Below are 17,219 nucleotides of genomic sequence, written 5' to 3'. Positions count from 1 at the left end.
GGGTCCTCGCTGGCGTCTCGTTCGGGGTTTTCCGGCTAGTTCCACGCATCCGCGACCGGCGCCGCCTTGGGCATTCCGTTCGCGAAAAGCTTGTCCACAAGCGGCTTGTAGAACTTGGCCGGGTCGGTCTCGCGCACCTCAGTGTCATTGACGTTGTCCTTGGTGAACAGGGTTCCTCCCGTCGCCACGAACCCGGCGGGGAGCTTTTCACCACGGGCGGCCATGGTCAGCATGCGAGCGGTGGTGTAGCCCATCAACCAGGTATTCGCCGACTGCACGGCGGTGGTCAGCCCGTCCCTGAGGCCGGAAATCGACTCGGGCGTGAGCTCCATGGCGCCGAGCGCGAAGTTGTAGCCGCGCTCCTTCTTCAACCGGTAAAGGCTCTGCCCGTCCGGCTCACAGGTGCCCGCGGCCAGCACCGCGTCGGGATGAGCTGTCAGCGCGGACGACCAGCGATCCTGGTTCTCCTTCACGTCGGGTGCGGAAACGAGCGTCACCACCTGCGCTTGGGGCAGCAGCTCCTTCACCGCATCCTGGAAGCCCTGCAGCCGGAGCGCAACCGTGCCCGTCTGGTCCGCCGTGCACCCGGCGAGGAGCACCTTGCCGGTGCTGGAGGCCGGGATGTTGCCGACCTTGATGGTCTGCTCCAGCAGGGTCCGGGCCTGGCCCCGGTCGTTGTAACCGACCGTCGTCTTGACCGCCGCGTCCTTGGCGCCGTTCTCGGTGGACGCCGTGCGTTCGCTGAACGAGATGACCTTCCCATCCAGTCGCGAGACGGCGTCCTTCATCGTCCGTCCCCAGAGGTCCGGCGGCTGCGGGGTGATGCCGATGGCGTCGGGGCCGGTGGCCAGCAGATCCCTGATCTGCTTCTGGGCCACCCCGGAGTCGTAGCTCGGCGGGGCGGTGACCGTGAGGTTGACGTTTCCGTCCTCGACGCCGAAGGCCTTGGCGCCGTCCATTTCCTCCTGGTAGTACTTCGCGGCTGCCTGAAGCGCCGCCACCACGACAGTGGGCTTGTGCCCGGGGCCTCCGGACTGCGCCGACCCGGCATCGCCGCACGCGGCCAAGCCGAGGGGCAATGTCACGGCCCCCAGTGCAACGAGCGCGAGCGAGCGCATCCTTGAGCTCTTGGTGCTCATGGGAGTGGATTCCTCTCCTGTATTTACTGGAATGTCGGAAGTCTCAAGCGGGGTTCACGGTCACTTGGCGCGCCGCTCCCGGCGGCGGCGCAGGACGGCGTCGGAGCAGACGGCGACGACGACCACTGCGCCTGTCACGAACAACGTCCAGTTGGGGTCGACCGAGAAGAAGACCAATCCGCTGTTGATCACGGCGACGATCAAGGCACCGATCAGTGCACCGGGAACGGTGCCGGTGCCACCGCTGATGGCTGTCCCGCCGATGATCGCCGCCGCGATGACCTGCATTTCGAAGCCGACCCCGACCGCGGGGTCGGCACCCTGGTAGTACGCGAGGCTCAGGATGCCCGCCACGCCGGCAAGACCGCCCGTCAGCATCAGCCCGTACAGCCGGATCCGGCGAACCGGGATACCGGAGAACTCCGCCGCCTGATGGTTGGATCCGGTCGCCCGGACCATGGCGCCGAAACGCGTTTTCTTGAAGACGAAGGTGAGAATCACGCCGAGGGTCAGCGCGGCCCATGCGGCGACCGGCACGCCCAGCCAGTTCTCGCCCAGCACGGAGAAGAAGCTCGAGTCGAGCGGGAGTCCGGACGCCGGCCGCCCGCCGGTGATCACCTGGACGAGCCCCCGATACGCCGAGAACGTCCCCAGGGTGATGAGGATGACGGGGATCCGGAAGACGTTGGCGAGAACGCCGTTGAGCGCTCCCAATGCCACCGCGACGACAATCGCCAGCAACGCCGCCAGCCACGGTCCGATGGCCGACATCCACTCCGCCGCAAGGATGATCGCGATCGCATAGGTACCACCGACCGACAGGTCGATCTCGGTCATCGCCAGCAGATACACCATCGCGTAGGCGACGATGCCGACGAAGCAGGCCGAGCGGATGGTGTTGACGACGACGTCCCCGTCGAGGAATCGGGAGTGGAAGCTGCCGATCACGACCACGAGCACCACCAGTGCCAGCAGCGGGCCGAGCTCGTCGACCGAGAAGATCCGGCCCAAGAGCGTCCGGTTGCGGCCTCCGAGGGCGGTCGTCTGCGTGGGCGTGGTCTGAGGAGCTTCACTCAGTTCCGCGGTGCTGCCTCGAGTCTGGTCCATCTCTGGCCTCGTATCTCGTATCTCCGTCGTTACGAGCGGTACAGCTCGCCGTGGATCGTATACTAATGTGGCGTCAGTCGTCATCTCTCGTTTTTTGTATATTATGACCCATGTCTTCCGCAACCAGGGAGGCCACGCGAGAGGAGAGACATGGCTGTCTCCGTGTTCCACGTCGGGATGACCGTGCGCGATCTTGAGCGCGCGATCGACTTCTTCACCTACGGCTTCGGGATGGAGGTCGTGCACATCCAGGTGCAGGACAACCCGTACTCCCGGCGTCTCGTCGGCGAACCCGAGGCGCGCTTTCGCATCGCACAGCTGCGTTTCACGGACGGGCCGCGGCCGCTGAGCGGTCACATCATCGAGCTCATTTGTTACGACGCGCCCGAACTCGAGGAGCTCTCACTCAGAAACCCGCAGCCGGGCGCGATGCATCTCGCGTTCCTGGTGCCCGACATCGATCCCGTCTTCGCCAGGGTCACCGAGCGCGGCGCCATCCCCCTCTCGGAGCCGGTCGCGATCACGGAAGGCATCAATGCCGGAGGTCGCGCCTGCTATCTGAAGGGCCCCGACGGCATCACCCTTGAACTTCTTCAGCGCCCCGCTCCGGCCGCCTGATCCCGAACCGAGAAGGACGATATGTACACCGATATCCCCACACTGCGTGCGATGTACAAGGACATGCAGATCATCCGGCAGTTCGAGGAAGCCGCCCTCGCGTTGAGCGCGGAAGGCTTCTACCCCGGCTCGGTGCACACCAGCACCGGACAGGAGGCGGTCGCCGTGGGCGTTCGCGCCGCACTGGATGCGGGCGACCGTGTCCTGCCCACATATCGGGGGCATGGCTGGGCGATCGCGGCGGGCATCCCCCTGGTTCCGCTGTTCGCGGAAATCGCCCAGCGGGCCGGCGGCGTCAACGGGGGTCGCGGTGGTTCCGCCTACCTCAGCTCCCCCGAGCACGGCTTTTTCGGCGAGAACTCGATCGTCGGCGCAGGAGTTCCAATCGGTGCCGGCGTCGCGCTCGCGGCGACGCATCAGGGCACCTCCCGCGTCGCGGTCGTGTCGATCGGCGACGGGGCGATAAACCAGGGATCGGTCCACGAGGGCATGATCTTCGCCGCGGCGTACCAGCTGCCCGTGGTCTTCGTCGTGGAGGACAACGGCTGGTCCGAGATGACCCGCACCTCGAGCCTGCTCCGGAAAGAACTGGCCGACCGCGGAGCCGCTTATGGAATCGCCGGCAGCGTGGTGGACGGCAATGATCCCGCGGCCGTCGCGGAAGCCGCACGGGCCGCGATCGCGGCTGCGCGATCCGGCGAGGGACCTTCCGTGCTCGTCTGCCGGACGACGCGGCTGCGCGGCCACTACAACCGGGATATCGAGCACTATCGCCCGAAGGACGACGTCGAGCTCGCCCGCACCAGTGAGCCGTTGGTGCGTCTGCGAGAGCGCCTCCAATCGGCCGGTGTCACCGGTGACGAGCTTGACGCCGTCGATGCGGAAGTCGCCGAGCTGATCGCCTCCGTGGTGCGGGAGGTACGCGAGATGCCCGAACCCGGCACCGCGGACGCCGCCGCCCACCTCTATGAACCGGCCGAACTTCGTCGCCCAGCTTCGCCTGCCGGAGAGAGCACGGAGCTGACCTATCAGCGTGCTGTGAACCTCGCGCTGGATCGTGAACTCGGGGAACGTCCCGAGGTCCTCGTCTACGGCGAGGACGTCGGCTTCGCGGGAGGTATTTTCGGCGTCACGCGCAGCCTGCAGAAAAAGCATGGGGCGGCGCGGGTCTTCGACACCCCGATCTCCGAAAGCGCGATTCTCGGCTCCGCGGTCGGGGCGTCGATGGAGGGCATGCGCCCGGTCGTGGAGATCATGTGGGCGGACTTCATGCTCGTCGCACTCGACCAGCTCGTGAACCAGGCCGCCAACGTGCGCTATCTGACGCAGTCCCGGCTGTCGGCACCACTGGTCGTGCGCACCCAGCAGGGCGCGACTCCGGGTTCGTGTGCTCAGCATGACCAGTCGCTGGAGGCGCTGCTCGCGCACATCCCCGGCTTGCGCGTCGGACTGCCCGCGACTCCGGGAGACGCTTACGCGATGACACGCGCCGCCGTCGCCTCAAACGACCCGGTCGTGCTGATCGAAGCCCGCGAGCTCTACCAGCTCAAGGGCGAGGTCTACGCCGACTCCCCCACCGAGTCTCTCGGCGGTGCGGTTCGCCGCCGGGAGGGCGGTGACCTCACGATCATCACCTGGGGTGCGGTGCTCCACCGTGTGCTGGACGCGGCCGGGCAGCTCAGCGAAGAGGGAATCGAGGCGACCGTCCTCGACCTGCGCTGGCTGAACCCGCTCGACGACGAGGCGATCTTCGACGCCGTCGACGCCGGGAACGGGCGGGTCCTCATCGTCCACGAGGCCAACCTCACCGGCGGGTTCGGCGCCGAAATCGCCAGCCGCATCCAGAGCGCACGTTTCGATCAGCTCACCGCCCCCATCGAACGGCTCGGGGCCCGTGACACGCGGCTGCCCGCCGCCGGCGCCCTGCAGCAAGCACTGGTGCCCACCGCGTCCACGATCACCGATGCCGCACGCCGCCTCGCGAAAGGCTAGGAGCGGGAAGGCCATGCCGCACGAGTATCTCGTCAACATCCATATCCAGGTCCCTGCGTCCCTGCCGCCGTCGGAGCTGGACGAACTCCGACGGCGGGAGCGCGACACGGCGCAGCACCTCGCTGCCACCGGCCACCTCGTGCGGTTATGGCGTGTCCCCGGCGAATGGGCGAACTGGGGCCTGTGGCGCGCGGAGAACGAGACGGAGCTGGAGGCCCTTCTGTCGACTCTGCCGCTGCGGCCCTTCATGCGGATCACCGTCCACCCGACTGGACCGCATCCCTCCGATCCACTCGCGACCGGCCAGTGATGGCGCGCCCAAGGTGGTTCCGGCAGACCCCTGGTTCAGGCCGCCCTTCCTGCCGTCCCGCGCATACCCGACCGTGAGGAGGTCACCGGGTAACGGATCTTGGGAAGGTTGTCGTTCATGCGTGCAGTCGTGGTCAGAAGTCTCGGCGGGCCGGGCAAGATCGAAGTCATCGAGACGCCGACGCCTGTTCCTGACCCGCACGAGGTCCTCGTCCGGGTGGTCGCGGCACCGCTGCACCCGGCCGATTTCCAGTCCACCAGCGGCATGTACGTGCAGTTCGGTGCCGCGGCCGAAGCTGATCAGTACGGGGTCGGTATCGACGTCGCCGGCATCGTGGAAGCCGTCGGAGCCGACGTGTCGACCGTGGCCGTCGGCCAGCCCGTCATCGGCCTGCAGGAACGCCTCGATCAGCGCACCGCCTGCCAGGCCGAGTACGTCGTCCTCGAAGAGTGGGCGGTGGCTCCCGCGCCGAAAGACGTGCCATGGAGCGAAGCGGCCGGTCTGCCGCTGAACGGGGTCACCGCCTGGCAGGCACTCGACGCCCTCGCCGTTCCGCCCACCGGCTGGGTCCTGATCACGGGTGCGGCCGGCGCGGTCGGCCGGCTGGCTGTCCAACTCGCCACGCTGCGGGGCCGCCGGGTCCTCGCCCAGGCAAGGGAAAGCGACGAGAACGCACTACGCGAGCTCGGTGCGGTCGAGTTCGTGTCCCGTGAAGAGTCCCTCGGCCCGGCGGTGCGTGCCCTGGTTCCGGGCGGTGTCGACGGCGTACTGGACGCCGCCACGATGGGGGTCGCGGCCATGGATGCGGTGGCGCACGGCGGGAGTTACGTGTCCTTGCTCAACAGTGCCCCGCAGCAGCGCCGCGGCATCACCAGCATCAACTGGGCCTACCGCACCGATCGCGCCCAGCTCGGGCTGGTTTCGGCGCTGTCGGCCTCGGGCGCGCTGTCGGTGGCCGTCGCCGAGACCATTCCCCTGGACGACGCCCGCAGTGCGCACGAGCGCAACGCCGCCGGCGGCGCTAGGCGCGGCCTGCTCGTCCTGACCCCGTGAACTCCGGACCTACTGGGATGGCCCAATGGGTACTGCCCGGCGGCCACGCGTCCGGCATCGAACCGGATCCATCGACGAGTACGCGATTGAGCCGATCATCGATCGGTTAGTGTCGTTCGATGAGGCTCCAGAGGCCGCGACATGAGTGATCCGTCCCGTTCCGGCCCCGAATACGCACGATCCGCGCTCACGGCGTTTTTGAAGGCACGGCGTGCCCGCATCGCGCCCGAAAGCATCGGGTTGCCGACGGCGGGCCGGCGGCGGGTCGCCGGTCTACGACGGGAGGAACTGGCCGAGCTCGCCGGGGTCAGCGTCGACTACTACGTCCGGCTCGAGCAAGGGCGCAGCCCGCACGTATCGGACGTCGTCCTGGAGGCGGTCGCCCGTGCACTGCGGCTCAGCGCCGGCGAAACCGCGCACCTGAAAATGCTCGCCCGGCCCACCGAGCGCGGCGACAGCGCTGACGGAGCCGTACGCGAGCAACTCCTGCGGCTGCTCGAGGCGACCGAAGCGCCCGCGTTCATCCTCGGTCGTCGCACCGATGTACTGGCCTGGAACCGGCCCGGCGACGTCGTATTCGGGTTCAGCGGTCAGGCCAAAAACGACCGGAATTCGGCTCGCCACGTGTTCACGAACCCCGATGCGGTGGCGTTCTACCCCGACTGGTCCGCGGTCGCGGCCGAGATCGTGGCGTGGCTGCACTTGGACGCGGGACGCCACCCCCAGGACCCGGAGCTCGCTTCGCTCGTCGGTGAGCTGTCGATCGCCAGCCCGGAGTTCCGGCGCCTGTGGGCACGCCACGATGTCTACGACCGGAGCAGCGGCAGCAAGCGTATCCAGCATCCCGAGGCGGGCATCTTGGAGCTGCAGTACGAGGTCCTCACCATGCCCGGCGATCCCGATCTGCTGATCACGATCATGCTCGCCACTCCCGGATCGTCCACAGAGGACAGTCTGCGGCTACTCGCCGGCCGGCACCGTCAACCGCCGTCTCCCGGCGGCGGCTGACGGATATGTTGTCGCGCTGAGGAATTCTTCGAGGGTGGTCTCGATGAGCTGGACCAGCGGCTGACGATTTCCGGCCTGGTTCCACTGGTTTCGTGCCGCGAAGAAGACCGCGACCGCCGTCCAGGCACTGACCGTGGCGGCCGGATCGGCGGTGCCACGGTCACGGAGCGCGTCCGCGATGACGCCGGCAAGGGCGCCTCGTTTGGCCAGTTCGCGTTCCTGGAGTTCAGGGCTCGCCGCGATGATGCGGCCGAGGTTGATCGCGCCTTCGCGGTATTGCTCGTAGATCGTGCCGGCCGCGACTTTGAGCCCGGCTATGGCGGCGTGGAGCGGGTCGAGGGAGTCCGGCTGCGCGCGGATCTCGGTGGCGATGAGCTCTTCGGAGTCTCCTTGAGCGGTGAAGACGACCTCGCGTTTGTCGGCGAAGTGGTGGAAGAAGGTCCGCCTGTGCAGCCCGGCTCGCTCGGTGATCTGCGCGACCGTCGTCTTCTCGAAGCCCTGTTCCGCGAACAGCGCCAACGCCGCATCGCGCAGCCGCCCGTACGCGTCCGGTTCCCATCTGGCCATGAACCGCAGCCTACTCCTGATTGCACTCGGTGGCATCACCCTTGTAGAGTGATGCCACCGAGTGCAATCAGATCTAAGGAGCCCGTAATGCCGTTCACCACTGCCGACATCCCGGACCTGTCGGGCAAGACCGCGATCGTGACCGGAGCCAACAGCGGGGTCGGGCTGGCGACAGCCCGCGCCCTGGCCGGCGCCGGCGCGCGTGTCGTGTTCGCCGTGCGCAATTACGACAAGGGCCAGGCAGCAGCGCGCACCACACCTGGTGACACCGAGGTGAGTGTGCTCGACCTCGCCGACCTCAACTCGGTCCGCGCGTTCGCCGCCCGCTGGCAGGGGCCCATCGACCTCTTGATCAACAACGCCGGCATCTCGGTACCGGCACTGCAACGCACCGTCGACGGGTTCGAGCTGCAGTTCGGTACCAACCACCTCGGCCCGTTCGCCCTCACCAACCTGCTGCTGGAGCACATCACCGGCCGCGTGGTGACCGTGGCCTCGCAATCCGAACGTGCCGGCCGCATCGACTTCGACGACCCCCACGACGAACACCACCCGTACAAGCAGTCACGGGCCTACAACCGCTCGAAGCTGGCCAACCTGCTGTTCACCGCCGAACTCCAGCGCCGCCTGGACCGCGCCGGTTCGAAGGTCCTGGAGCAGGCCGCCCATCCCGGCTTCGTCGCCTCCGAGATCTACACCGACAGCGGCCCCTTCGCCAAACTTCTCGTCCGGCTGCTGGCACAAAGCCCCGAACAAGGCGCCCTCCCCGTCCTCTACGCGGCCGTCGCCGACCTCCCCGGCGACAGCTTCGCCGGACCGAGCCACCTCGCACACATGCGCGGCGCACCCGAACTCATCAACCGCTCCGCCCAGGCCAAGGACGCCGAACTCGCCGCCCGTCTGTGGGCACTGTCCGAACAACTCACCGGCACCCGGTTCCCCCTCACGACCCAGAACTGACTGAGCCGCTCAGCCTGCTCCCTGCCGTTCACGGAGAGCGGTGAGATAGCGGCGGTCGAATTCCTGCTCGGAAACCGGTGTGGCCTCGATTTCCAGCACTTCCCGCACGAGCTGCCAGAAGGTCGCGGTGGAGGCACGGGTGTCGTCCGCACGCCAGACCAAGCTCAACGGCGGGGCCGGGACGGTCGGCGCGATCGGCCGGAAGACGACGTCGAGCCGCCCCGGCACGACCGCGCTTTCCGGGGCGACGGCGATGCCCAGGCCGGCTGCCACCATTCCCACCACCGTGTGGATCCCTTGTACCGTGCCCGCGATCGCCGGCTCGAAACCGGCGGCGGCACAGGCGAGGTGCAGGTAGCGCGGGAAGCGTTCTTCCAGTGGCGTCAGGACGAACTGCTGATGCACGAGCGCCGAGATGCGGACCGTCGGCTCGGTGGCCAGCGGGTGTTCCCGGGGCAGCACCAGCATCGCCCGTTCGGTCACCAGTGGCAGCGCCAGCAGCCGGCCGGTCTCCCGGCCGTTGGACAGCGGAGGACGCCCGAACGCGATGTCCGCGGTGCCCTCCAGCACCGCCCGCACACCGTCAGCCGTGCGGGAATACTCGACCGGGTGGACGACGAGATCCGGCCTGCGGGTGCGCAGCACACGCAGTGTGCGGGGCAGGATCTTGGTGAATGAGGAAGCCAGGGCGGCGATCTCGATCCGGCCCAGCTCCCCGCGCGCCGCGCGAAGGGTTTCCGCACGAGCACGCTCCACAGCGGCCTGAACCGCGCGGGCGTGCTCGGCGAAGGTGCGCCCGGCCTCGGTCAGCTCCGAACCACCCGGCCGCCGCTCCACCAGCTCGACACCCAGCTCCTGCTCGAGTTGCTTGATCTGCTGGGAGAACGGCGGCTGCTTGATCCCGACGGCAGCGGCGGCCCGGCCGAAATGCCGGTGCTCGGCCAGCGCGAGAAAGTAGGTCAGGTGCCGTAGTTCCACCTTCACTCCTCACTCCGCCGCCCGAGCATTCTACGGTCAAGCCGCCGGTTTGGCCTGTTCCCGGATCGGCAGCAGCAGGAGCACGCCGAGCAGCGGGCCGACCGCCAGCACACTGACCGCGAGCAGAAGTGATCCGGTGGCACCGAATGCCGCGCCGACGGCGATGGGGGCGAACACGCCGCCGAGTTGCCACGACGTGTTGGCGAAGCCGAATGCGCTCCCGACGTAACGCGGGTCGGCGTATTGGGGGACGGTCGAGTTGGTGAGGACGGTATAGCCGTAGACGCCGAGGCCGAGGAAGGGCGCCAGGGCGAGCATGGCCGTGTAGCTGTGCAGAAGCCCGAACACGATGAGGATCACGACGAAGTAGCCGCTGAGGACCATCAGATGGATCTTGCGGGTGCCGCGGATCCGGTCGGAAAGGAAGCCCACCAGGGGTTTCACCCCGATCGCGGTGGTGCTGACGATGACCATGACGAGGGCGGCCTTCCCGGTGGACAGCCCGAATGCCTTGACCATCAGCGAGTTACCCCACGCCAAGAAGCCGAGCGTGCCCCACTGCATGCCAAGGCCGGCAACGGAAAGCGAGAGAAGGTTGCGGTTTTTCAGCATCATGGCCACGCTCAGCCGGTCGCCGTGCGAAGTGGCCGGTTCCGGCGCGACCTCGCGGGGAGGCTTGTTCCGCAGGAAGGTCCAGCACACGACGCCGATCACGATGGACAGCCCGCCGAGTACGAAGTAGACGCCGTTCCAGTTCACTTTGGCCATCAGGCCGGGGATCGTGGCGTTGGCGAGCACACCCCCGACCGCGGTCGAGGTGATGTAGAGGCCGAAGGCCGTGCCGCGTTCGGAGAGCGGGAACCAGCGACTGAGGAGCTTGGTGAAGGAGGCGACGTCGGCGCCGCTGACGAGTCCGATGAGGACCTGCACGGCGATGCCGAGGCCGAGGTTGGTGACGGTGCCGAACACGAACGTGAGGATGCCGGCGGCGACCAGCGAGATCCCGACGGCGGTGCGGCCCCCGATCAGATCGGCGAAGATCCCGCCGGGAATGTTGGTGACGACGTAGCCGATGGACATCGCCGTGGCGAAGATCCCGAGTTCGGCGACGGACAACCCGAGCGAGTGCGAGGCGCTGACGGCCACCACCGACCACGCGGTGCGGTTGACGTAGATGACGGTGAAGGCCAGCCAGCACAGAAAGAGGATCATCCAGCGATAGGGGGACGGGCTGGATGTCGTCGTCTGCACCGGGGTGCTCGTGGTCGATTCCGTAGTGTCCACGTGGGGACCTCCTTGTCCGGACGGTGGGCGTGCGATCGAGGGGAATTCGGTGCCCGCGGGCGGGTTTGTCGCGGTGTCATCCGACTATCGGCCGACGGATCACCCGGTCCGCCCCGCCATATGCGGGTCGGACCGATGCGATACCTGGATCCTCTCGGCGTTCAGCGATCGAGTCGTGCCAGCCAACTGCGGAGCATCCGGTGGAAACGCACCGGATCCTCCTGGTGCAGCCAATGCCCGGCGTCGGGCCAGCTGTGGATTTCGCTGGCCGGATGCGGGCACAGCGCCCGGTCGACCGCGGCCTGTGCCGCGTCCCGGTAGACGGCGAATACCGGCACCCTGCGGCGCAGGAGGACAGCGTCGGCATCGGGACGCAACCGGATGCTGTCCGGTCCCAATGCAAAGCCCCGGGAGGTTTCCGCGATGACGTGCGGCGCGATCGCGAACGGTCTCCGTCGGTGCCATTCCCGCAGGTAGTCCGGGGTATTGGGGCCTTCGATCGAGGCGAAATGGGCCGACGCGAGAGCGGCTGCGCCGGGCTCGGACAGCTCCTCCGCCCGCGTCTCGAACCCCGCGCGGCGCTCAGCCGGGAGCGCATAGACGGGATCGATGGCAACAAGGCCGGCCACCAGATCCGGATGGCGTTCGCCGACCAGCAGTCCCACCTCGCCGCCCGCCGAATGCCCGGCGACCACGGCGTTCGAGACGCCGAGCGCGCGCATCACCGTGGCGACGTCGTCGGCGAAAACCGCAGGACCGTAACCCGAGGAGGCTACCGTCGACCGCCCGTGGCCGCGCAGGTCAACGGTGATGACGCGGGTGTGGGCCGTGAGCAGGGGAATGAGGTGGACCCAGTCGTCGGAGTCGCAGAGCCAGCCGTGCACGAGTACGACGGGACGCGCCCCGGCGGTGTCCCCGCTGTCGGTGCAGAACAAGTCGACTCCATCGTCGACGGTCACAAACCGGGCGTTCATCGTGATCCTTCGTCGTCAGCCGGCCACCGGTACGGACCAGCCCGGTGCCCCGCAAGCGGCGAGCACGCGGGCATTGTGCCGCAGTGTCTCCGCCGGGTCGCGCTCGGTACTGAGATCCTCCAGCGATACCCAGCCGTCGTAACCGATCTCGTCCAGATACCTGAGCACCCCGGGCACGTCGACCACGCCGTCGTCCAGCGGGCTCCACATCGGACGGTGCACCCGCACCGGATCCCCGCCGTTGCCGGGACGGAACAGGGCGTTCTTCAAATGGACGTGATGCAGATACGGCCCGAGCAATGCACTGCCGATCCGGTGATCCTCGTAGCCCTCGAACACCATGTTGCCCACGTCGTAGATGACGCCGACCCTCGCCGGGTCGAAATGCGAGACCAGCCGCTGTGCCAGCGATGCGCTGGGAAAAAGCGTGTGCTGGTGGATCTCGAGGACGAGCCGCACGCCGGATCGGGAGGCGTGTTCGGCGGCGTCGGTGAAGAAGTCGTGAAAACGGGCGGAAAGCTCGTGGTAGTCCGGGCCGCCCGGCTCGAACCGAGGGCCCTGCAGCCGGATCTGCGGCGCTCCCGAGGCCTCGGCGACGGCCAGCACCTTGTCCAAAGTAGACAGATCACCGGTGCGCACATAGGGACTGAGGCCGATGACCGAGAGTCCCGCGGCGGCGCTCAGCCGGGCGACCCGCCTGCCATCCGCGGGATCGAGGGACAGCGTGGTGCGGTTACCGACCAGAAAAGTCTCGGCGCTGCTGCCCATCGCGTGCGGGGCCTCGCCGACTTTCCATTCCAGGCCCGCATATCCCGCCTCCGCGGCCTCGGCAATGGCTTCCCCGGGGTCGAGCGTGGGCAGCCCGACCGTGGCGTATCCGTAGCGCATTCGGCGTCCTCCTGTGCGACATTGCTGCGCCCAGCTTGGCTGAGGCTTCGTCGACGGGGCGCGCCGATACGCCAGTCGGACCTTTCCGAGCCGGATTGACGTATCGGCAGGGTCCGCCGGAGCGCGGCCCCCGATACTGGCGAGGTGACAGTGATCGGAACACAAACCCGGACCCCCTTCGGCCGGACGGGCGTCACCCTCGGCTGGCTGGGCGTCGGGGCCGGTACCCAGTCGAACCGGGATGGCGAGCGCGCTTTCGACGAGATGCTCGAAGCGGCCTGGCAGCAGGGAGTACGAGATTTCGACACGGCACCGCTGTACCTGAGCGGCGAAAGCGAGCGGCGGCTCGGGCGCTTCGTCCGCCGTCATGAGCGGGACGAGCTGGTCATTTCGACGAAAGTCGGGCGCCTGCCCAACCGCCCCGGTGTGGCCGATCCGAGCTCCGCTCGCCAGTTCGACTACTCCGCTTCGGCGACGCGCGAGTCCGTCTTTCGCAGCCTCGAACGCCTGGGAACGGACCGGATCGACATCGTCTATGTCCACGACATCGACCGGGCGATGCACGGTGATCAGTTCGACGACGTTCTCGCACTCGTACTCGACGAGTGCCTGCCTACGCTCGCTCAGCTCCGGGACGAGGGCCAGATCCGGGCGATCGGGGTGTCCACGCGGCAATCGGACGTGTGTCTGACCATCGCCCGGAACGCGGCGGTCGACGGATTCATCATGGCGGGCTCGTACACCTTGCTCAACCACGAACCGACGCACGAGTTGTTGCCGTACTGCCTCGAATCCGGCCACGCGGTGGTGATCGCCTCACCGTTCAACACGGGGATACTGGCCACCGGAGACCCCAACTCGAGCTACGACTACGGCAGCCCGCCGCCGGAAGTCCAAGAGCGGGTCGCCCGCATTGTGGACTTTTGCCGGGTGCACGACGTGGACCTCGCCGCCGCGGCGCTGACCTATCCGGTCCGTCACCCGGCCGTCGCCGCGGTCGTCGTGGGTAACCGATCGGCGGCCGAGGTCCGGCGGAATATCACGGCCGCCGGCCGGCCCGTTCCCCGCGACTTCTGGGCCGACCTGGCAGCGGCGGGCCTCATTCCCCCCGTATCCGAAGACGGGGCTTCATGACCGCCGTCCGTCGTCGGCATGTTCCGGCCTGATCCCGCTGACCTGGTCACGGATGGCGGTGTCGAGGTCGGTGGCGGTCAGGCCGAAGGTCTCGGCCGTCTCCGTCGCGTCCATGTGAAATGGTTCGTACCACTGGTAGTCCATCTCGGCCATCTCGCGGGCGATCGGCACGACGAGCCCGACCGCATGCATCAGGAAGCGCGGCATCTGGATCAGTTTGATCGGTGGCCGGCCCGCGGCGACGGCATAACGCCGCGCCAGTTCGCGGATGGTGACGGCCGGCGGGGACGGCACATGCCAGGCCCGGCCCCACGCGCGTTCGTCCTGGGCGAGCGTGATCAGGGCCCGTGCCATGTCGCCGTTGAAGGTGAAGGTGTGCGGCATGTCCAGGTGGCCGGGGATCCACGCGGTGCCGCCCTTCTTCAACGCCGGCTCGATGACCATGGAGTAGAGGCTGGCCGCGTCCTTGCCGATGTAGTCCGCGCCGCGGACCTCGACGGTGCGGATGCCGCCGGCGAGGGCCTGTTCCCACATCCGTTTGCGCAGGCGGCCCTTGTGCCCGGTGGCGGCCAAGGGGGTGTGCTCGTTCATCCTGCCGCCGGGCTGCCGGCCGTAGGCGTAGAGGCTGCCGGTGAGCGCCAGTACCGCGTCGTTCGCCTTCGCCGCGGCGATCACCGCCGTTTGCAAGGGCGGCAACAAGCGTTCCCACACCGTGTACGACGGCGGGTTCGCGCAGTGGTAGATCACTTTCGCGCCGCGGGACAGCTCGCTCAGGCGGGACGCATCGGAGGCGTCAGCGGCGACCCGCTCGATCAGCGGGTGGTCGGGGCCGGAGCCGCTGCGCGTGACGATCCGGACGCTTTCGCCGCGCTCGGTGAGCAGGCGGGCGACATTCGTGCCGATGGAACCGGCGCCGATGATGACATGATCGGCCATGACAGGGTTTTCTCCTTGCTGGGGCTGGGATCTCGGTCAGTCGTCCACGCCGGAGCCGCTATAGGCGGGCACATCGGCGAGCATTCCGGCGACCTCGGGGTTGAGCTCGTTGCGGCGCCGGTGCAGGTCCTGGATCTTCGCGTTCAGCTCCGGATCGTCGTCGTCGCTGATATCGAAGATTTCGAGCCGCTCGACAAGGTCCAGACCGAGGTGGTCGGTCTGATACGTGGTCGGGTGCGTCAGATATGCGAAGAGTCCACCAAGGTCCTCGACCGCGAACACCGCGCTGTACTCGTAGTCGCCGCCGTGGTCGCGGCCCACGACGAAGGACTTGACCGCGGGAATCGATCGGCCTTGGTTACGCCAGCCCTCCAGGGCCGCCTCGATCTGCTCCGGCGTCGCGGTGGCCTTCATCGTGGCCCGGGCGATGTGATAGATCATGCCTTGCACCTCACCTATTAACATTGTTAGATTTTCTAACGTCGTTAATCTAGCTACGCCCCGACGCTGCCGTCAAGGGCGGCGGCTAGTGTCCGAGGACACCATCGGAACGAAGTGACGGGACATGCCGACCAGCACAAGAAGGGCCCGCGAACGGGCGAGCACCCGCGAACGGATCATCGAGGCCGCGCTGCACGTTCTCGAGACCGAGGGCGCCGCGGCGCTGACGATCCGGCGCATCGCGACCGACGTCGAATACTCCGCGCCGGTCGTCTACCAGCACTTCGCCAACAAGGACGCGCTCGTGCTGGAACTGGCCGCACACGGCCACCGCCTGATGCTGGCCGAGTTCCAGCAGGCCACCGAGGAGCCCGGCATCGACCGGCGCATGATGCGAGTCGCGTCCGAATACGTCCGGTTCGCCGGCCGGCACCGGCACCTCTACGAGCTCATGAACGGCGCAGCAGTCGACGCGGACGAGCGCCGGCGCGCCGCGGAACCGGCCATCGCCGTCGTGAAGGAACTCCTCACCACCTGGTCAGACGCCCACGACGTAGTCCTTGCCGACCGCGACGAGGCCTGCGAGATCATCTGGGGCACGCTGCACGGCATAGCGTCACTCGGCTACCTCGGCACCGTCGGCAATGACCGCGCCCGGCGACTCGCGGAGCAAGCGCTCCGCGCGATCCTTCTCGGCTGGCGGACCGAGGCACCTTAGCTCGGACGTCGGAGGTGATTTCCCTTGCCTCAGAAGGGTTCCAGCTCGATACCACCGCACCAGACACGCAGGATGTCGCGGGTGGCGCGGATATCGGTGGTCGGGTCCCCCTCGACCAGGACGAGGTCGGCCCGTAAGCCCGAGGTGATCGCACCGCGGTCGGGCAACCGGAAGTACCGGGCGGGCAAGCTGGTGGCGGATCGCAGCGCCTCGACGGGGCTCAGGCCGGCGTCGACGAGCAGTTCCAGCTCGTGATGGATGCTTTCGCCGTGCTTCACGTGCGCCGGGGTGCCGGGTGCGGTGTTGGCGTCGGTTCCGGCGAGCACGGGGACTCCGGCGGCGTGCAGCGCAGCGACAGTGGCCAGCGCCCCGGCCAGCGCTTCGGGTTTGCCGACGTTGTCCGCAATGGCCTTCATCATCGTGAGCGTAGGCACCGATACGGCCCGGTTCCCGACGACGGCGGCGACAGCCTGCGCGTCCAGCGGGGCGCCCAGCGGGACGTGGGTGATCACGTCCACGCCGATATCGGTGGCCAGCGTGAAGGCACCGGGCGAGGCGGCGTGGGCGACGACGAGTGCGCCGCGTTCGTGGGCGACACGGACCAGGGCACGGGCGGCGTCGGCATCCGGCCCGCCTTCACCCGGGGCTTCGAGGACAACCTTGAGGTAATCCGATCCCTGGGCGAGGCGGGTATCGACGAACTGGGGCGCCTGCCCGGCCTCGCGCAGTACGGCGCCCTCAACCCTTCCGAGCAGGCGCGCATGCGGACCGTCCGGCCCGATCACCGGGGTGCCGGCGCTGCGGATATCGGTCACCCCCGCGACGCCGCGTAGCCCGGCGAGCTTCGCCGGCGGCCAGGTCGTCATATCCAGCCCGGTCGTCACACCCCATCGGGCGAGCTGTTCGAGGGTGCCGCGACCGTCCAGGTGGATGTGGGCGTCGATCAGGCCGGGCAGCAGAGTCGCACCGTGGCCATCCACGGTCCGCGCTCCCGTGGTGTCGCCGCCCAGGATCGCGCCGTCGACGATGACGGTCGTCGGTTCGGACAGGCCGTGGCCGTCGAAGACACGGACGTTGCGGATAGCGGTGGTCATGACGTCAGCTCCAATAGA

The 17,219-nt window shown here is 68.0% G+C and carries 18 protein-coding genes; 8 read left to right on the top strand and 10 right to left on the bottom strand.

Annotated features, from left to right (window positions below):
- Nucleotides 1–35: 35 nt before the first annotated feature.
- Together GKO32_RS01230 and GKO32_RS01225 are read right to left on the bottom strand one after the other, a co-directional pair.
- A complete protein-coding gene (locus GKO32_RS01230) occupies nt 36–1,139 on the bottom strand; it encodes a sugar ABC transporter substrate-binding protein (RefSeq protein ID WP_154754858.1) in 1,104 nt (367 codons plus the stop codon).
- Nucleotides 1,140–1,199: 60 nt separating this feature from the next.
- A complete protein-coding gene (locus tag GKO32_RS01225; protein WP_166459317.1) occupies nt 1,200–2,246 on the bottom strand; it encodes an ABC transporter permease in 1,047 nt (348 codons plus the stop codon).
- A 177-nt stretch (nt 2,247–2,423) separates the two neighbouring features.
- Between GKO32_RS01225 and GKO32_RS01220 the strand changes: the two genes are divergently transcribed.
- From GKO32_RS01220 to GKO32_RS01200, 5 genes are all read left to right on the top strand, one after another.
- Nucleotides 2,424–2,864 carry a VOC family protein gene (locus GKO32_RS01220; RefSeq protein ID WP_166459316.1) on the top strand — a complete coding sequence of 147 codons (441 nt, stop codon included), beginning with the start codon at nt 2,424–2,426 and terminating at the stop codon, nt 2,862–2,864.
- A 21-nt stretch (nt 2,865–2,885) separates the two neighbouring features.
- Nucleotides 2,886–4,856: an alpha-ketoacid dehydrogenase subunit alpha/beta gene (locus GKO32_RS01215; RefSeq protein WP_154754855.1), complete on the top strand. Its 1,971-nt coding sequence runs from the start codon at nt 2,886–2,888 to the stop codon at nt 4,854–4,856.
- Nucleotides 4,857–4,869: 13 nt separating this feature from the next.
- Entirely contained in the window at nt 4,870–5,166 is a 297-nt protein-coding gene (locus GKO32_RS01210) for a muconolactone Delta-isomerase family protein (RefSeq protein ID WP_154754854.1), read from the top strand.
- Nucleotides 5,167–5,283: 117 nt separating this feature from the next.
- Nucleotides 5,284–6,219, top strand: a complete 936-nt coding sequence (locus GKO32_RS01205) for an NADP-dependent oxidoreductase (RefSeq protein ID WP_154754853.1) — start codon at nt 5,284–5,286, stop codon at nt 6,217–6,219.
- A 141-nt stretch (nt 6,220–6,360) separates the two neighbouring features.
- On the top strand, nt 6,361–7,227 hold the full coding sequence (locus tag GKO32_RS01200) for a helix-turn-helix transcriptional regulator (protein ID WP_154754852.1): 867 nt from the start codon (nt 6,361–6,363) through the stop codon (nt 7,225–7,227).
- On the opposite strand, the gene GKO32_RS01195 is transcribed toward GKO32_RS01200, so the two are convergent.
- Nucleotides 7,180–7,794, bottom strand: coding sequence for a TetR/AcrR family transcriptional regulator (locus tag GKO32_RS01195; protein WP_246242977.1), 615 nt, complete (start codon nt 7,792–7,794; stop codon nt 7,180–7,182). The two genes, GKO32_RS01200 and GKO32_RS01195, sit on opposite strands and share 48 nt — an antisense overlap.
- 87 nt (nt 7,795–7,881) lie before the next feature.
- Here GKO32_RS01195 and GKO32_RS01190 point away from each other — a divergent pair, with 87 nt between their 5' ends.
- On the top strand, nt 7,882–8,754 hold the full coding sequence (locus tag GKO32_RS01190) for an oxidoreductase (protein WP_154754850.1): 873 nt from the start codon (nt 7,882–7,884) through the stop codon (nt 8,752–8,754).
- Between the two features lie 9 nt (nt 8,755–8,763).
- On the opposite strand, the gene GKO32_RS01185 is transcribed toward GKO32_RS01190, so the two are convergent.
- From GKO32_RS01185 to GKO32_RS01170, 4 genes are all read right to left on the bottom strand, one after another.
- Nucleotides 8,764–9,732 (bottom strand): LysR substrate-binding domain-containing protein, encoded by a 969-nt coding sequence (locus tag GKO32_RS01185; RefSeq protein WP_154754849.1) that lies wholly within the window; start codon nt 9,730–9,732, stop codon nt 8,764–8,766.
- A gap of 36 nt (nt 9,733–9,768) precedes the next feature.
- A complete protein-coding gene (locus tag GKO32_RS01180; RefSeq protein ID WP_154754848.1) occupies nt 9,769–11,016 on the bottom strand; it encodes an MFS transporter in 1,248 nt (415 codons plus the stop codon).
- Nucleotides 11,017–11,177: 161 nt separating this feature from the next.
- Complete coding sequence (locus GKO32_RS01175; protein ID WP_154754847.1) at nt 11,178–11,990, bottom strand: alpha/beta fold hydrolase; 813 nt, start codon at nt 11,988–11,990, stop codon at nt 11,178–11,180.
- Nucleotides 11,991–12,005: 15 nt separating this feature from the next.
- Nucleotides 12,006–12,878, bottom strand: coding sequence for a sugar phosphate isomerase/epimerase family protein (locus GKO32_RS01170; RefSeq protein WP_154754846.1), 873 nt, complete (start codon nt 12,876–12,878; stop codon nt 12,006–12,008).
- Between the two features lie 144 nt (nt 12,879–13,022).
- On the opposite strand from GKO32_RS01170, the gene GKO32_RS01165 reads away from it, so the two are divergent.
- Entirely contained in the window at nt 13,023–14,012 is a 990-nt protein-coding gene (locus GKO32_RS01165; protein WP_154754845.1) for an aldo/keto reductase, read from the top strand.
- On the opposite strand, the gene GKO32_RS01160 is transcribed toward GKO32_RS01165, so the two are convergent.
- Nucleotides 14,007–14,948 carry an NAD-dependent epimerase/dehydratase family protein gene (locus GKO32_RS01160; RefSeq protein WP_154754844.1) on the bottom strand — a complete coding sequence of 314 codons (942 nt, stop codon included), beginning with the start codon at nt 14,946–14,948 and terminating at the stop codon, nt 14,007–14,009. The two genes, GKO32_RS01165 and GKO32_RS01160, sit on opposite strands and share 6 nt — an antisense overlap.
- Nucleotides 14,949–14,984: 36 nt before the next feature.
- A complete protein-coding gene (locus GKO32_RS01155) occupies nt 14,985–15,389 on the bottom strand; it encodes a Dabb family protein (protein WP_154754843.1) in 405 nt (134 codons plus the stop codon).
- Nucleotides 15,390–15,513: 124 nt separating this feature from the next.
- Here GKO32_RS01155 and GKO32_RS01150 point away from each other — a divergent pair, with 124 nt between their 5' ends.
- Nucleotides 15,514–16,107, top strand: coding sequence for a TetR/AcrR family transcriptional regulator (locus tag GKO32_RS01150; protein ID WP_154754842.1), 594 nt, complete (start codon nt 15,514–15,516; stop codon nt 16,105–16,107).
- A 29-nt stretch (nt 16,108–16,136) separates the two neighbouring features.
- On the opposite strand, the gene GKO32_RS01145 is transcribed toward GKO32_RS01150, so the two are convergent.
- Nucleotides 16,137–17,201, bottom strand: a complete 1,065-nt coding sequence (locus GKO32_RS01145) for an amidohydrolase family protein (RefSeq protein WP_154754841.1) — start codon at nt 17,199–17,201, stop codon at nt 16,137–16,139.
- Nucleotides 17,202–17,219 lie beyond the last annotated feature (18 nt).

The organism is Amycolatopsis pithecellobii, assembly GCF_009707865.1.
Taxonomy (GTDB): domain Bacteria; phylum Actinomycetota; class Actinomycetes; order Mycobacteriales; family Pseudonocardiaceae; genus Amycolatopsis_E; species Amycolatopsis_E pithecellobii.
This window is presented reverse-complemented; position numbering and strand designations above follow the sequence as displayed.

Excerpts from the sequence above, each read along its gene's own strand:
- GKO32_RS01230 (WP_154754858.1), bottom strand. The coding sequence starts at position 1,139 with ATGAGCACCAAGAGCTCAAGGATGCGCTCGCTCGCGCTCGTTGCACTG.
- GKO32_RS01225 (WP_166459317.1), bottom strand. The coding sequence starts at position 2,246 with ATGGACCAGACTCGAGGCAGCACCGCGGAACTGAGTGAAGCTCCTCAG.
- GKO32_RS01220 (WP_166459316.1), top strand. The coding sequence starts at position 2,424 with ATGACCGTGCGCGATCTTGAGCGCGCGATCGACTTCTTCACCTACGGC.
- GKO32_RS01215 (WP_154754855.1), top strand. The coding sequence starts at position 2,886 with ATGTACACCGATATCCCCACACTGCGTGCGATGTACAAGGACATGCAG.
- GKO32_RS01210 (WP_154754854.1), top strand. The coding sequence starts at position 4,870 with ATGCCGCACGAGTATCTCGTCAACATCCATATCCAGGTCCCTGCGTCC.
- GKO32_RS01205 (WP_154754853.1), top strand. The coding sequence starts at position 5,284 with ATGCGTGCAGTCGTGGTCAGAAGTCTCGGCGGGCCGGGCAAGATCGAA.
- GKO32_RS01200 (WP_154754852.1), top strand. The coding sequence starts at position 6,361 with ATGAGTGATCCGTCCCGTTCCGGCCCCGAATACGCACGATCCGCGCTC.
- GKO32_RS01195 (WP_246242977.1), bottom strand. The coding sequence starts at position 7,794 with ATGGCCAGATGGGAACCGGACGCGTACGGGCGGCTGCGCGATGCGGCG.
- GKO32_RS01190 (WP_154754850.1), top strand. The coding sequence starts at position 7,882 with ATGCCGTTCACCACTGCCGACATCCCGGACCTGTCGGGCAAGACCGCG.
- GKO32_RS01175 (WP_154754847.1), bottom strand. The coding sequence starts at position 11,990 with ATGAACGCCCGGTTTGTGACCGTCGACGATGGAGTCGACTTGTTCTGC.
- GKO32_RS01170 (WP_154754846.1), bottom strand. The coding sequence starts at position 12,878 with ATGCGCTACGGATACGCCACGGTCGGGCTGCCCACGCTCGACCCCGGG.
- GKO32_RS01160 (WP_154754844.1), bottom strand. The coding sequence starts at position 14,948 with ATGGCCGATCATGTCATCATCGGCGCCGGTTCCATCGGCACGAATGTC.
- GKO32_RS01155 (WP_154754843.1), bottom strand. The coding sequence starts at position 15,389 with ATGATCTATCACATCGCCCGGGCCACGATGAAGGCCACCGCGACGCCG.
- GKO32_RS01150 (WP_154754842.1), top strand. The coding sequence starts at position 15,514 with ATGCCGACCAGCACAAGAAGGGCCCGCGAACGGGCGAGCACCCGCGAA.
- GKO32_RS01145 (WP_154754841.1), bottom strand. The coding sequence starts at position 17,201 with ATGACCACCGCTATCCGCAACGTCCGTGTCTTCGACGGCCACGGCCTG.